13 protein-coding genes are annotated in these 14,530 nt (G+C 64.8%); 10 read left to right on the forward strand and 3 right to left on the reverse strand.

Going from position 1 to position 14,530, the window contains the following annotated elements; all coding sequences use genetic code 11:
- Positions 1 to 43 precede the first annotated feature (43 nt).
- The 10 genes from ABZX86_RS23035 (at position 44) to ABZX86_RS23080 (ending at position 10,865) form a co-directional block, all read left to right on the forward strand.
- Complete coding sequence (locus tag ABZX86_RS23035) at positions 44 to 787, forward strand: hypothetical protein (protein WP_355126548.1); 744 nt, start codon at positions 44 to 46, stop codon at positions 785 to 787.
- 254 nt (positions 788 to 1,041) lie between these two features.
- Positions 1,042 to 2,247: a lipid-transfer protein gene (locus tag ABZX86_RS23040; RefSeq protein WP_355126550.1), complete on the forward strand. Its 1,206-nt coding sequence runs from the start codon at positions 1,042 to 1,044 to the stop codon at positions 2,245 to 2,247.
- Positions 2,248 to 2,341: 94 nt separating this feature from the next.
- A complete protein-coding gene (locus ABZX86_RS23045; protein WP_355126552.1) occupies positions 2,342 to 2,785 on the forward strand; it encodes an SRPBCC family protein in 444 nt (147 codons plus the stop codon).
- A 26-nt stretch (positions 2,786 to 2,811) separates the two neighbouring features.
- Positions 2,812 to 3,675, forward strand: coding sequence for a MaoC/PaaZ C-terminal domain-containing protein (locus ABZX86_RS23050; RefSeq protein WP_355126554.1), 864 nt, complete (start codon positions 2,812 to 2,814; stop codon positions 3,673 to 3,675).
- A 100-nt stretch (positions 3,676 to 3,775) separates the two neighbouring features.
- Entirely contained in the window at positions 3,776 to 4,648 is an 873-nt protein-coding gene (locus ABZX86_RS23055; protein ID WP_355126556.1) for an SDR family oxidoreductase, read from the forward strand.
- Positions 4,649 to 4,676: 28 nt separating this feature from the next.
- Positions 4,677 to 5,930 (forward strand): acyl-CoA dehydrogenase family protein, encoded by a 1,254-nt coding sequence (locus tag ABZX86_RS23060; RefSeq protein WP_355126558.1) that lies wholly within the window; start codon positions 4,677 to 4,679, stop codon positions 5,928 to 5,930.
- On the forward strand, positions 5,927 to 6,283 hold the full coding sequence (locus ABZX86_RS23065; protein WP_355126560.1) for an alpha/beta fold hydrolase: 357 nt from the start codon (positions 5,927 to 5,929) through the stop codon (positions 6,281 to 6,283). The genes ABZX86_RS23060 and ABZX86_RS23065 overlap by 4 nt, the downstream gene beginning before the upstream one ends.
- 142 nt (positions 6,284 to 6,425) lie before the next feature.
- The gene (locus ABZX86_RS23070) at positions 6,426 to 8,207 is read left to right on the forward strand and encodes a long-chain fatty acid--CoA ligase (RefSeq protein WP_355126862.1); all 1,782 of its coding nucleotides are present in this window, start codon (positions 6,426 to 6,428) and stop codon (positions 8,205 to 8,207) included.
- Positions 8,208 to 8,240: 33 nt separating this feature from the next.
- Complete coding sequence (locus ABZX86_RS23075) at positions 8,241 to 9,884, forward strand: GMC family oxidoreductase (protein ID WP_355126562.1); 1,644 nt, start codon at positions 8,241 to 8,243, stop codon at positions 9,882 to 9,884.
- Between the two features lie 345 nt (positions 9,885 to 10,229).
- The gene (locus ABZX86_RS23080; protein ID WP_355126563.1) at positions 10,230 to 10,865 is read left to right on the forward strand and encodes a TetR/AcrR family transcriptional regulator; all 636 of its coding nucleotides are present in this window, start codon (positions 10,230 to 10,232) and stop codon (positions 10,863 to 10,865) included.
- A gap of 455 nt (positions 10,866 to 11,320) precedes the next feature.
- Here ABZX86_RS23080 and ABZX86_RS23085 read toward each other — a convergent pair whose 3' ends face one another.
- The 3 genes from ABZX86_RS23085 to ABZX86_RS23095 form a co-directional block, all read right to left on the reverse strand.
- Positions 11,321 to 11,632 carry a hemerythrin domain-containing protein gene (locus ABZX86_RS23085; protein ID WP_355126565.1) on the reverse strand — a complete coding sequence of 104 codons (312 nt, stop codon included), beginning with the start codon at positions 11,630 to 11,632 and terminating at the stop codon, positions 11,321 to 11,323.
- 202 nt (positions 11,633 to 11,834) lie between these two features.
- Positions 11,835 to 12,740 carry an alpha/beta hydrolase gene (locus tag ABZX86_RS23090; RefSeq protein WP_355126567.1) on the reverse strand — a complete coding sequence of 302 codons (906 nt, stop codon included), beginning with the start codon at positions 12,738 to 12,740 and terminating at the stop codon, positions 11,835 to 11,837.
- A 327-nt stretch (positions 12,741 to 13,067) separates the two neighbouring features.
- On the reverse strand, positions 13,068 to 14,519 hold the full coding sequence (locus ABZX86_RS23095) for a lipase family protein (RefSeq protein WP_355126569.1): 1,452 nt from the start codon (positions 14,517 to 14,519) through the stop codon (positions 13,068 to 13,070).
- Positions 14,520 to 14,530 lie beyond the last annotated feature (11 nt).

Consider the following 14,530-nt stretch of genomic DNA (forward strand, 5'->3'; position numbering starts at 1 on the left):
CACTCCCTGCCCGGCAACAACTTCGACCACGAGTGAGAACCAGATGACCTCCACCGGAACCGAATCCGCCGAACCGACCGATCCGCCGGAAGAACCGACGGCCTCGTCGCCGCCGGAGGATACGTCCATCTCCCCGGTGACCGAGCCGGAGCCGGATGGCGTGCACGACCCTCTGGAGGCCGGCGTCCCCGGCGCCGCGCAGGACACCGTCACGAGCGGGAGTGTGGAATCCGGGACGGCCGCGGCGCAGCGCCAGTGGTCTCGGCCTGTTCGAATCGGCGCCCTGGTACTGGCCATTTTGGTGCCGAGTGCCCTTGCCGCCCTGGCATTTTCCCGCGAGCACAGCAGCCGGGACACCCTCGATGCGCAGTCCTCCGCGCGCGATGCGGCCTGCGCCTATGCGAAGGCTCTGACCAACTACGACGCGCAAAGCATCGACACCTACGTCGCGACCGTACTGGCCGGCGCCACCGGCGATTTCAAGACCGAGTTCGGCAAGACCAGTAACGAGCTCAAAGACGTGATCGTCCAGGCGAAGATCCAATCCCAGAACCGGGACGCGCGATGCGGTGTCGAGACCGTGAGCGACACCCACGCGGATGTGGTCGTCGCCATGAGCGTGTCCATCAGCAGCCTCGGCACTCAGGGAAAACCGGTGCCGAGCCAGATCTCGCTGGTGGCGTCGCTGGACAAGGTCGACGGCCACTGGCTGGTCAGCAAGCTCGACGCCCCCGCGCTGCAGCCGCTGCAGGCAGCCGATCCGGCTGCCGCCGCACCCGCCAAGTGATCGTCTGCCCGCCGTAGCTCGGGAGGGTGCGCGGTGCTGATGGGTGCGGGTGTCCCGGAGCCTACGGCGGCGCGCGGGCGCCGTGGCGACATGCGCAAATACATCTGACATGCACTAATTCATATTCACATACATCAACTGTTCGGCCCTTTGGGGTGCAATATTGCCATCTTACATGCAGGTGAGTATGTTAACGAGAAATCCCAACACCGCGCCTCGGCGGCAGGTTCGGGTCAAGTAGCAGGAGGTGTTCGATGGCGAACAAGGTCTATGTCGTCGGTGTCGGTATGACGAAGTTCGAGAAGCCCGGTCGTCGGAAGAATGAGGACGGCAGCGCCTGGGACTACCCGCAGATGGCGAAGGAGTCGGGCACCAAGGCGCTCGCGGATGCGGGCATCGACTACCGCGAGGTACAGGAGGCCTACGTCGGATATGTGTACGGCGAATCGACCTCCGGGCAGCGCGCGGTGTACGAGCTCGGCATGACCGGTATTCCGGTCGCCAATGTCAACAACAATTGCTCGACAGGCTCCACCGCGCTCTATCTCGCCGCCCGTGCCATCAAGGGCGGCCTCGCGGATTGCACGCTGGCGCTCGGCTTCGAGAAGATGAATCCGGGTTCGCTCGGCACCATGTACGAGGACCGCGAACAGCCGATGGCCAACCATATGGAGAAGCTGGCGCAGATCTCCGAGGTGCTCTTCCCGCCCGCGCCCTGGATGTTCGGCGCCGCCGGCCGCGAGCATATGAAGGAATTCGGTACCACCGCAGAGCATTTCGCGAAGATTGGGTACAAGAACCACAAGCATTCGGTGAACAACCCGTATGCGCAGTTCCAGGACGAGTACTCGCTCGACGAAATCCTCGGCTCGCGGATGATCTACGACCCGCTGACGAAGCTGCAGTGCTCGCCGACCTCCGACGGTTCCGGTGCGGCGATTCTCGCCAGCGAAGCGTTCGTCGACAAGCACGGGCTCGCGGGCCAGGCGGTCGAGATCGTCGGTCAGGCCATGACCACCGACTTCGAGTCCAGCTTCGACGGCACCGCGAAGAACATCATCGGCTACGACATGAATGTGCAAGCCGCGCAGCAGGTGTACCGGCAGTCCGGTCTCGGCGCCGAGGACTTCCAGGTCATCGAGCTGCACGACTGCTTCTCCGCCAATGAACTGCTGCTGTACGAAGCCCTGGGCCTGTGCGCCGAGGGCCAAGCCGGCGCCCTGATCGACGCGGGCGACACCACCTACGGCGGTCGCTGGGTCGTCAACCCGTCCGGCGGGCTCATCTCGAAGGGACACCCTTTGGGCGCAACGGGTTTGGCGCAGTGCGCCGAGCTGACCTGGCAGCTGCGCGGCACCGCCGACAAGCGTCAGGTCGAGAACGTGACCGCTGCGCTGCAGCACAATATCGGGCTCGGCGGCGCTGCTGTCGTGACCGCCTATCAGCGCGCGGATCGCTGAGCCTGCGAAGCGTCATTTGACACTGGGCTGAGCCCGTGAAGCGTCATCCGGCATTGCGCTGAACGCCACCGAAATCTGAACGAGGAGAACATAAATGGGACACGTCGAAGCTACCAAGGACCTTTCCGCCACCCCCGGCGCCGTGTGGAGCGTCATCTCCGACCCGCAGACGTGGGACAAGTGGTTCACCATTCACGACGGCTGGCTCGAGCAGCCCCCGGCCACCCTCTCGCTGGGCACCAAGCTGGTCGAGAAGATCGTCATGCTCGGTATGGCGAACAAGCTCGAATGGGATATCACCGCATACGACGAGGGATCGAAGATCACTCTCGCGGGCACCGGTATGGCAGGCGTCAAGGTCGAGTTCTCCTTCCTCGTCGAGCCCGCCGCGGGCGGATCCAAGTTCTCCGTCATCGGCGATTTCGAAGGCGCGCTGATCAAGGGCGCGCTCGGTAAGGCCGTCGAGAAGGACTTCGGCAAGCAGCTGGACAAGTCCGTCACGCAGCTCGACCAGCTCGCCGTCGGCGCAGCGGCCTGATCCGCGGAATCGGAAGGACGGTAACGATGTCCGAGGAAGAACTGGCATTCGACGATGCCGGTCTGAATGTGTGGAGCGACGAGGAGAAGTTCACGGTCGAACGTGAACGCCTGGTCGAGTACGCGAAGGCGACCAACGACCCGATCGAGGCCCACCTGAGCGGCGATCTCGCGCCGCCGGTCTTCGCCATCGTCCCGGTGTTCGACTCGATGCTCTACCCGGCCCTGGACGTGGTGCCGCTGGAGCTGATCGCGCGCGGTGTGCACGGCGAGCAGGACTTCCGCTTCCATCGGCCGATCGAGCCGGGAGATGTGCTGATCTCCCGGGCCAAGATGACCGGCTACGAGGGCCTGAAGAACGGCACTCGCGCAGCGGTTTTCATCGAATGCCGCACCGAATCGGGTGAACTCGTCAATGAGCAGTACGTGACGATGTTCTTCCGCGGCTTCGATGCGGGCAAGATCGAGGGCGAACTCACCCCGGGCCATAGGTTCGATCCGAGCCTGCGCGAGAGCGCGCCGCTGGCCACACTCGTGCAGCACGTCGACGCGGACCAGACATTCCGGTACGCACCCGCCTCGGGAGATCCGATGCCGATCCACCTGGACGCGGAAGTCGCCAGGGACGCCGGTCTGCCCGGCATCATCGCGCACGGCCTGTGCACCATGGCCTTCACCTCCTGGGCCGTGCTGACGCAGGTCGGCGGCTCGGATGTGCACCGGCTCAAGCGATTCGCGGTGCGCTTCTCGAAGATGGTCATCCCCGGCGACGATCTGGAGACCCGCATCTGGCGCAAGGGCTCGGAGAACGGTGTGACCACATACGCCTTCGAGACCGCTCGCGGTGACGACTTCGCCATCACCGACGGCCTGGCCGAGATCGCGGACTGAATACTCGCCGCGGCACACGTGACAGTCCGTGTGCCGCGGCGACACCAACCTTCAGCGCTTGGCGCGCAAGAACTTTCGTACTGACGAGGAGTGAAGAACCATGGGTGCACTGGCAGGGCGCGTCGCCGTCATCACGGGTGCGGGGCGCGGTATCGGCCGTGAGCACGCGCTGCTTTTCGCGCGGGAAGGCGCTTCGGTCGTCGTCAATGACCTCGGCGGCAGCAATACCGGTGAGGGTTCCGACGCGGGGCCCGCGCAGGAAGTAGTGGACGAGATCATCGCGGCGGGCGGCAAGGCCGTCGCCAATACCGACAATGTCGCCACCTGGGCGGGCGCGGAAGCATTGGTGGCGCAGGCGATCAGCGCATTCGGCGGTCTGGATGTGGTGGTGAACAACGCGGGCATTCTGCGTGACAGCTTCCTCGCCGCCATGACGGAATCACAGTGGGATTCGGTGCTCGCGGTCCACCTGAAGGGTCATGCGGCGGTACTGCATCACGCGGCCGCCTACTGGAAGGCGCAGTCCAAGGCCGGAAATCAGCCCAATGCCGCCGTCATCAATACGGCGTCGGCTTCGGGGATCACCGTGCCGCAGGCCGGGCAGACCAATTACGGTGCGGCCAAGGCGGGGATTGCCGCACTGACACTGGTCGCCGCCGATGAGCTCGAGCGCTACGGCGTGCGGGTGAATGCGATCGCGCCGATCGCCCGCACCCGGCTCACGGAGGCCACTCCCGGTATGGGCGCGATCTTCTCGGCCGAGGTGGAGGAGGGCGAGTACGACTACTTCAGTCCTGCCAATATCTCGCCGGTCGTGGCCTATCTCGCGACGGAGAAGTGCCCGCTCACCGGTCAGGTCTTCGCGGTGCAGGGCGGTGCGATCTCGACTCTCGCCGGCTGGCACGACGTGAAGACCATCGAGGCCGAAGGCCCGTGGCTGATCGACGATATCGCCGCTCGCCTGCCCAACTGAATCAGTATCTCGTACAAGGGAGTACGCCATGATCGAGTGGTCCGAGACCGACTTGATGATCCGCGACAGCATCAAGGGATTCATCGATCAAGAGATCCGGCCCAATATCGATGAGCTCGAACATGGCGATCTGCCGCCGTACGAGATCATCCGGAAGATGTTCGCCGCCTTCGGTATCGCCGATATGTCGCGCGAGAACTTCGTCAAGACCATTGCCAGGGAGAAGGCGAAGGCCGCCGCACTCGCCGGCGGTGAAGAGATATTGCCGTCCAGGAAGAACAAGTCCGGCGGCGGGATGCCGATGTCGATGGCATTCGCGGCGTTCTCGGAGATCTGCAAGGTTGCCATGGGCGTCTCCACCGCCGCGGGGGTCAGCGTCGGCATGGCGGCGGCGACCATCATGAGCCGTGGCACCACCGCCCAGAAGGAGCGGTGGGCACTGGATCTGCTGACCTTCGACAAGGTCGGATCCTGGGCGATCACCGAACCGGATGCGGGTTCGGATGCGTTCGGCGGCATGCGAACCACCGTCAAACGCGACGGCGAGGACTACATCCTCAGGGGGAACAAGACCTTCATCACCAACGGTCCCTACGCCGACACCATCGTCGTCTACGCGAAGCTCGATGACGGCACCGGCGTGGACAAGCGGTCGCAGCCGGTCCTGACCTTCGTGCTCGATGCCGGGATGCCCGGGCTCACGCAGTCCAAGCCCTTCCGCAAGATGGGGATGCACTCCTCGCCGACCGGCGAATTGTCCTTCGACAATGTGCGATTGAGCAAGGACCGGCTGCTCGGGGAGACCGAGGAGAACAAGGACGGCGACGGTCGCGCCAGCGCCCGCGCGAACTTCGTCTTCGAACGCGTCGCCGTCGGGGCCATGTCGCTGGGCATCATCGAGGAGTGCCAGCGCCTGAGCATCGACTACGCGAATTCACGTCAGTTGTGGGGCAAGCGAATCGGTGACTTCCAGCTGATCCAGCTCAAGCTGGCGAAAATGGAGATCGCACGAATCAATGTGCAGAACATGATCTTCCGCGCCATCGAGCTCGGCGCGGCGGGCACTCCTATGAATCTGGCCGAGGCCTCGGCGATCAAGCTCTACAGCTCCGAAGCCGCCACGGACGTGGCGATGGACGCGGTGCAGCTGTTCGGCGGCAACGGCTATATGAGCGAATACCGTGTGGAACAGCTTGCGCGGGACGCGAAGTCGCTGATGATCTACGCCGGCAGCAATGAAGTCCAGGTGACCCACATCGCGAAGGGGCTACTGGGGAAATGATCACCGAAACCCGCGCGTCCTACAACGGCGTGCGCACGCGGGTGCTTTCGGTCGCCGGTAGCGGAATACCGTTGGTCCTGCTGCACGGATTCATGGACAGCGCCGACACCTGGCGTGCGCTGATGGCCGAATTCGAGGCGGCAGGGCGAGCGGCGATCGCCGTCGACCTACCCGGATTCGGTGCGGCCGACGCTCGTGAACCGGATGCGATGATCGTGCCCCGGCTCGACGCCTTCGCCGATGCGCTGCTCGCTGAGGTGGGGCCTGCGGTCGTGATCGGCAATTCGCTCGGCGCCTGTACGGCGGTGCGTGGTGCACGCCAGCCGGCGGCTGCACGAATCCGTCCCCGGTAGCACGCTGATCGTCATGCCGGAATCCGGGCATTGCCCTCAGCTCGATGACCCCTCAGGACTTGCCGCGCACGTGCTGCGGTTCCTCGATTCGACGCTCGATGGCCGGAACCATCGAGTGGGATAAGCGGGAGATTTCAGAGTGATAGAAACCATTGCCGCCGCGCCGCGTACCTTGTGCGAGGCGTTTCAGCTGAATGTGACGCGATTCGCCGACCGGGTGGCGCTGCGCACCGCGGGTGATGCCGTCCGGCTGACCTGGCGGGAGTACGGCAGCCGGGTACGCACTGTCGCAGCCGGATTGGCCGGTCTCGGGGTGCGGCCGGGGGATACCGTCGCCTTGATGCTGACCAACCGGCCCGAATTCCATGTGTGCGATGCCGCGGTGCTGCACGCCGGGGCGACACCGTTCTCGATGTACAACACGAACCCGCCGGACATGCTGGCGTACCTGTTCGGGAATGCCGAGAACCGTGTGGTGATCTGCGAGAAGCAGTTCGTACCAGCGATTCTCGCGGCCGTTGCGCTCGGCGGCAAGGTCGAGCATGTGATCTGCGTGGACGGTGAGCCGGAGGGCACCCTCAGCCTGTCGGCTGTCGAGGCCGCGCCCGCAAAGGATTTCGACTTCGACGCCACCTGGCGAGCGGTCGGCGCGGGTGATGTCCTGACCATCGTCTACACCTCGGGCACCACCGGCATGCCCAAGGGTGTCGAGCTCACCCACGCGAATTTCCTGGCCAACGCGCTGTTGATCGATGAGCTCGGCGGCTGCGGACCGGACGACCGTGTGGTGTCCTACCTGCCCGATGCCCACGCGGCGAACCGATGGATCGCGCACTACGCGAATCTGCTTCGGGGCGTGCAGATTACGACCGTTGCCGACCGCAAACAGGTGCTGGAGGCCCTCAGTGATGCGCGGCCGACAATGTTCGTCGGTGTTCCGCAGATGTGGATGAAGGTCAAGGCCGCCCTGGAAGATTCGGTGGCCGCTGAGCCGAGCCCGATCAAGCGCGCACTGGCCGGGTGGGCGCTGACCACCGGGCAGGAGAAGGCGCGCCGGGAATCGGATCGGGCGCCGGTTCCGCTGGTGCTGAGGGCGCAGCATCTGCTCGCCGACACACTGGTGCTGTCGAAGGTGCGCGAGAAGCTGGGCCTGGACCAGGTCCGCATCGGTGTGTCCGGCGCCGCGCCGATACCGCCGGAAGTGCATCGGTTCATGCTGGGGCTCGGTATCACGGTGTGCGAGGCCTGGGGCATGTCCGAACTGACCGCGGCGGCCTCGGTCAACCGGCCCGACGACATTCGGGTGGGGACGGTCGGCCGCGCGGTGCCGGGCGCCGAGATCAGGGTCGCCGAGGACGGCGAGCTGCTGGTGCGCGGTCCGATGCTGATGAAGGGGTACCGCGGCGATCCCGAAAAGACCGCCGAGGCAATCGATTCCGACGGCTGGCTGCACACCGGCGATATCGGGACCGTCGATGCCGACGGGTTCGTGACGATCGTCGATCGCAAGAAGGAATTGATCATCAATTCCTCGGGCAAGAACATGTCCCCGACGCATATCGAGAACTCGGTCGCCGTGGCCTGCCCGTTGATCGGTTCGGTGGTCGCGATCGGCGAACAACGGCCCTACATCGTGGCATTGGTGACGCTCGACCCCGAGGCCGTTGCCGCGTTCGCCGAGAAGCGCGGACTCGCAACGACATCGGTGGCCGAACTGGCGGCGCACCCGGTCGTCATGGCCGAGATCGACGCCGGAATGGCGGCGGCGAACCACACGCTCGCGCGCGTCGAGCAGATCAAGAAGTACACGATCCTGCCCGACATCTGGGAGCCGGGCGGGGACACGGTGACGCCCACGATGAAGCTCAAACGCAAGCCGATCGATGCGAAGTACGCCGCCGAGATCGACGCGCTCTACCGCTGATCAACCGTACCGGTGCACCATGAAAGGGCCCCTGTGAGTACACAATTCGACACCGACTGGCTCGTCGTCGGATCCGGATTCGGCGGCAGTGTCTCGGCCCTGCGCCTCGCCGAGAAGGGGTACGACGTCCGCGTTCTCGAAGCGGGCAGGCGCTTCGCCGACACGGACTTCGCCGAGACCGCCGCGAAAGTGCGCCGGTACTACTTCTTTCCGGCCTTCGGGATGAAGGGCATCTTCCGAATCACCCTGTTCCGTGACGTTTTCGTGGGCACCGGCGCCGGAGTCGGCGGCGGCTCGCTCGGGTACGCCAATACGCTGTACCGATCGCGGCCGGAATTCGCGACGCATCCGCAATGGGCGGCACTGGGAGACTGGGACGCCGAACTCGGGCCGCACTTCGATACGGCCGAGAAAATGCTGGGCGTCACCACGAACGACACCGACGGCGCGGCAGACATCCTGCTGCGCGAATACGCCGAGCAGATCGGCGTCGGCGACACCTACCACCGCACCCGAGTCGGCGTCTTTTTGGGGGAACCCGGCACAACCGTTCCGGATCCGTACTTCTCGGGTGCCGGTCCGGATCGGCAGGGCTGTATCAAGTGCGGCAGCTGCATGCTCGGCTGCCGCCACAATGCGAAGAACACCCTGATGAAGAACTACCTGTGGTTCGCCGAGCGGCGGGGCGCGCGCATCGAACCCGAACGCTCGGTGACGGGCGTGCGGCCGATCAACGGTACCGACGGGGACGACGGCTATGAGGTGACACATGTGCGCACCGGTTCGTGGTTCCGCAAGGATCGCCGGACCGTCACCGCGCGTGGCGTCGTGATCGCCGCGGGCCCGCTGGGCTCCAACCGGCTGCTGCAGCGCTGCAAGCTCGACGGCTCACTGCCGCGGATCTCCGATCGCCTCGGATACCTGGTGCGCACCAATAGCGAATCGATCGTCGCGGTGACCGCACCCGATGACGAACGCGACTTCTCCAACGCGATCGCCCTGACCTCCAGCATCTATCCGAGTCCCGACACCCATATCGAACCGGTGACCTACGGGCGGCACGCGGACACGCAGTCACTGCTGTTCACCCTCGCCACCGAGGCCGGTCGCCGGGGCACCCGGCCGCTGTACTTCGGCCTGAACGTGCTGCGAAACCCGCGGAAGTTCCTGCGTACCACCAGAATCCGGAACTCATCGCGGCGCACGGTGATCCTGGCGGTCATGCAGACGCTGGACAATTCGATCCGGTTGAAGGTCCGTCGCCGGCTGCCGGGCGGCTACCCGGTGCTGACCACCGAGCAGGACCCCGACCGCCCCAATCAAGATTCCGTACCAGCCGCCTACCTCGCGGCGAACTGGCTGGCGCAGCGTATCGGCGGCACCGCGCAGGCGGCGGTTACCGAGGCGATCCTGTCGATTCCGACGACGGCGCATCTGCTCGGCGGCGCGGTGATAGGGGAGTCCGAGGAAACAGGCGTCGTCGACGCCAGGCAACAGGTCTTCGGCTACCGGAATCTACTAGTCTGCGACGGCTCCGCGATCCCCGCCAATGTCGGCGTCAACCCGAGCCTCACCATCACCGCCATGACCGAGCGCGCAATGACTTTCGTTCCGGCCAAGGCGGGCGTCGAAGCCGCACCGTTGATCAGATTCTCGGATGAGTCGGCACATGAGTGAAATCGTGAACCGATCCGACATCACAGTTCCCGTCGCGTTGAATATTCAATAGCCGGAGTTGTCGGTGGCGTCGCTCATCGGCCACGCGGTCGGCTGCGGTAGGGAATCCAATGAGAGGCAGGTCGGGATGGGGCCGTTGCATGGCATACGCGTGATCGAAATGGCCGGGCTGGCGCCGATTCCGTTCGCCGGCATGACCCTGGCGCCCGGGCCGGTGGACCGGCGCCGATTCGGCCCCGTACCGCGGCGAGTGCGAGAAAAGGGTTCTGCCACTATCGATTACGCGAGGCGTCAGTGACCGATCTGACCGACGCGACATCCGCAGGGTTTGCTGGGTTGTCGAGAATGCCGCACCGGCGCGCGGTTCGAGTATCTCGCGAAGTGCGCAGACGAGAACTGTTGGTGGCTGCCGGGGCGGTATTCGTGCTCCGGGGCTACCACGGGGCCACCATGGATGAGGTAGCGCACCGTGCGGGGCTCAGCAAACCGATGCTGTACCAGCACTTTTCGGGAAAGCTGGAGATGTATCTGGCGGTCCTGCACGACCATGTGGACATGCTGGTGACCGGTGTGCGGGACGCCGTTCGCCTGACCGCCGATAATCGTGAGCGCGTGCATGCCGCGGTGCGGGCGCATTTCGACTTCGTCGATCACGAAACACAAGGCTATCGGCTGGTTTTCGGATCGGATGCGATGAGCGAGCCGACCGTGCAGCGGCTGGTGGAGGGCGCCTTCGACGCGTGTGTCGACGTGGTGTTCGCCTTGGTCGCGCAGGACTCCGCGCTCGCTCCGCACCGGGCGCGGATGCTCGCCGTCGGACTGGTCGGACTCACCCAGTTCAGTGCGCGCGACTGGCTGGAGTCGAACCGTCCGGTGCCGAAGGAGGAAGTGGTCGCCGGCATCGGCGACCTGTGCTGGCGCGGGCTCTCGCATGTGCCGCTGCGACCCTCCGGTGCACGGCCGGGGGAGATGCCCCGCTGACGACAGTGGCCATGGGTGGCCCGATCGACTGGCATATGTCCGGGCAGTCCAGGCTCGTGTTCGACCTGGTGACCTTCTCGCTCTTCAGCGCGCTCGCCGGATAGCTCACCAACTGGACCGGCGTGCCGATGTTGTTCTGGCCGATGGCCTTTCGCGGTATCCGGATTCCGTGTTTGGCGCTCGTATATCCGTACTTCCCGCGCCGGGTGCAGGTGTTGCCGATCTTCTCCGGCGATGGTGCGCGGCTCGGATTCCAGGGTTTCATTTCCGCGTGGGCGGAGAAGATGGCCAGCATCTGCGCCGGCAAAGGCGCTGATGTGGATCGGCGGTCTGCTCGGCGGGCCGTGTGGAACAGGACGCGCGGCTGCCGTACCTGCACGGTGCGGTGCTGGGCCTCGCAGTAGGCGTGCTGCTCTTCGGTTGGTGACGTTCGGTCGTCGGCCGGCGGTCCGGGCTCAGCCGTAATGCCAGTCGGTGTGCATCTTTGGGAAGAGCGATTGCTCTTCGAAGTCGAGGTGGGCCATCAGATGTCCGGCGAGCGCGGTGATCGCGGCACGGGCTCGGTCGACGCTCGCGTGCTCGGCCGAGAGTGACAAGGCGGCCGACTTGGTCTCCGTGATGAGTGTGGCGACGGCTTCATGTTCGGCGTGTAGTCGTTCGATGACCGGCGCCAGCTCCGGGAAAGTGCGCTGCATGACCGGGAACATCCGGTGGTCTTCCAGCGAATGGTGCGCGGTGAGGACATCGCAGTAGAAGTCGCAGTTCATCCGCGGCTGTCACGATGCATCTCCTCGGCGTGTGCTTGGGTCTGCAGGTCGTGCGATATGTGAAGGCGTGTCCAATGAGTATGCGGGTGCGCGAGTGGCGATCGAATGAACGTCGAATGCGCCGATCGGGCGTGTCGTACCTGATCCGCGGGCTGACCGACGCGCAGTCTTCGTTACCCGTCGGCCCGATTCGCACAGCGTTCTATCCCGTGGAGGCTCGTTTCGGGCGGGAGGCGGAGGCGTCCAGGTCGGTGATGAATTGCTGGATTCGGTCGAGGGCTTCTCGCGCTTCCGGCAGGATGCGGTAGCAGAGTTGGAAGACATGCATCTGCCCGCGCCAAATCTGCAAATCGCAAGTGCCGCCGGCGATCCGGAGGGCGGCTGCGTACTGTTCGGCGTCGGCGCGCAGGATTTCGCGGCCGCCGGCCTGGATCAGCATCGGCGGCAGATCCGCGCCGACGTCGCGGCGAACATCCAATCGGGGGTCGGTGGTGTCGGCGCCGACGGTGTAGAGGCCGGTGAGCCGGCGTGCGATGCCGACTCTGATGAACGGGTCGCGCGATACCGACTCGTATTCGGCGGCAACGTCATACGTGGGATCGATCAGCGGGGACATCAGTACGAGACCTGCGGGTTGCCCGATGCCGCGGCGCCGCAGCTCACCGCACAGCGCCACCGCCAGATGGCCTCCGGCGGAGTCTCCGGCCACGACGATGTCGGACGGATCGAAGCCCTGGTCCAGGAGCCAGAGGAAACCGGCGACCGCGTCCTGGTGGGCTGCGGGGAACCGATGTTCGGGACCTCGGCGGTACCGGAGGACGAAGGCGGGTCTGCCGGTGCGAGAGGTCAATTGCGCGACCAGGCCGCGGTGGGTGGCCGGCGAGCATCCGATATAGCCGCTGCCGTGCAGGTAGTAGAGCACCCGCTGTCCCGGCCGGGCCGGGCCGCTGACCCATTCCCCGCGCACCGCGCCCGGTTCGTCCACTCGGCGCACCAACGACCTGCGGGGGTGCTGGTATCCGATCATGGTCACGGTGTTGAGCAGGGCGCGTCCGGCGTATGCGCCGGCGCGATTGCCCGGAATCAGCGGCGGCAGCCAACTCGCCATCGATGACACGGTCAGGATCCGTCGGCTTACCGGTGATGCCGTCCACAGTGACGACCCAGCAGAACTGGTCATGCCACGATTGAACCACGTCTTGACGCTGAGCGAAACTAATGAAGATTCACATGGTGATGTTGTGGGCCGTCGGGCGTACTGGCAACGTCGGCGTTATTGTGTTGTGTGACAGTGTAATTGAGCAATTGAATCCTCGATTGCGCTGTTCTCTGGGTGCTGCGAGATTCGATGATGTCACAATCGGTTTCGCACTTGCGGGTGTGAGACAGCGACCGGAGTGGTCATCGTGCGGTTCCCACTCCGACCTCTGAATGTCTATGTCGTGTGCGGGAACTGGTTGATGTCCTGTCCGGTGATCAGACCGGCGATGGATGGAAACTTCTGGTTGAGGAAGTCGACGAACTCGCCGTTGGTGAGATTGCTGAACGGGCTTTCCGTGGTGCAACCCGGTGCGACCGGTTTGTCCTCGAGGCGGTCGACGATGAAGTTGTAGCTCTTGGGGAACCAGTCGATCAGCCCGAAGATGTGTTCGGCGAAGTACGGCCGGTTGTAGGTGATGGATTGGTTCGGATCCTGGCAGTACCAGTCGACCAGGCGGTCGGTGGCCGCATTCGGGATGAGTGTGTCGTTCTGGGCGTGCAGGATGTACATCGGCACGGTGGGGCGATTCTTGCCGAGCGCGTTCTCGGAAATGGCGTTGATGACCGACGGCTCGGCCAGGATGCCGCCCGGCAGCGGACCGGTGTATCCGCCGAGGTAGTTCCAGAAGGGGAAGTCGGCGGATCCGAGCGGTGAGTGGCACAGGAAGCTCTTGGTGGTCATCATGAATCGGGTGAACCAGTCGGTCCGGGTTTCCAGCACATTTTTGACGTCGGGGTATTCGGTGCCGAAGGCGGAGAACGCGGCGCCGATCAGGCCGGCCGACACCTGGGCATTGTTCTTGCGGATGACAGCGTCGAGGTCGGCCTCGGCGACGCCGCCGATGCTGATGCCGACGATGTTCAGTTCGGGCGCATAGCTCTGGGCGTGCTCGGCTACCCAGCCGGTCGGAATGGTGCCGCCGGAATAGCCGAGCAGCCCGACCCGGGTCTGGTTGCCGGCGGTCAGCTGCAGGGGTGCGAAATCGATTGCGGCCCGGACACCGTCGAGCGTTGCCTGACCACCGAGAATCGCCGCGCCGTACGCCGAATTCGGGCCCTGATAATCCGGAATCGAGATCGCGTATCCGTTGGACACCGCCTCTGTCACCGCCAGATTGCTCTCGAGCATATTGACGAAGTCCGAGTAGAACGGAATGCTTCCCTGCTGCATGCCGTAGGAGGGTGCGCAGTACTGTGCGGTGGAATCCTCGGCGACCTGATAGGACATCAGCTTCCGGCCACCGTCCGGAGCCGCACCGCGGGGTTTGATCAGGGTGGTCACGGTCGCGATCGCACCGCCGTGACTGTCGTTGGTGCGGTACAGCACCTGCCATGCGTCGACATTTTCGGGCAGCACATTGAAGAATGCCGGGGTGATCTGACGTGCCTTCAGGATTCCGCCCGGCTGCGCCGCCGCGATATCGGTCGCCGATGCCTTGTAGAACGGATCGAGCTCCGGCGGCAATACCGCCACCGGCAGCGGCTGGATGGGAACATCGGCGTGGATCGGTTGCGCCACAACGGTTCCGCTCGCGGTGAATACATACGTCGAGGCTGCCAGCAGCACGCATGCCAATGCTCCCGCGCCGCGCCGCCACGGCGCCGTTGCCGTCTCTTTCATCTTCATTCATGTCTCCC

The sequence above is a fragment of the Nocardia sp. NPDC006630 genome (genome assembly GCF_040611495.1).
GTDB lineage: Bacteria > Actinomycetota > Actinomycetes > Mycobacteriales > Mycobacteriaceae > Nocardia.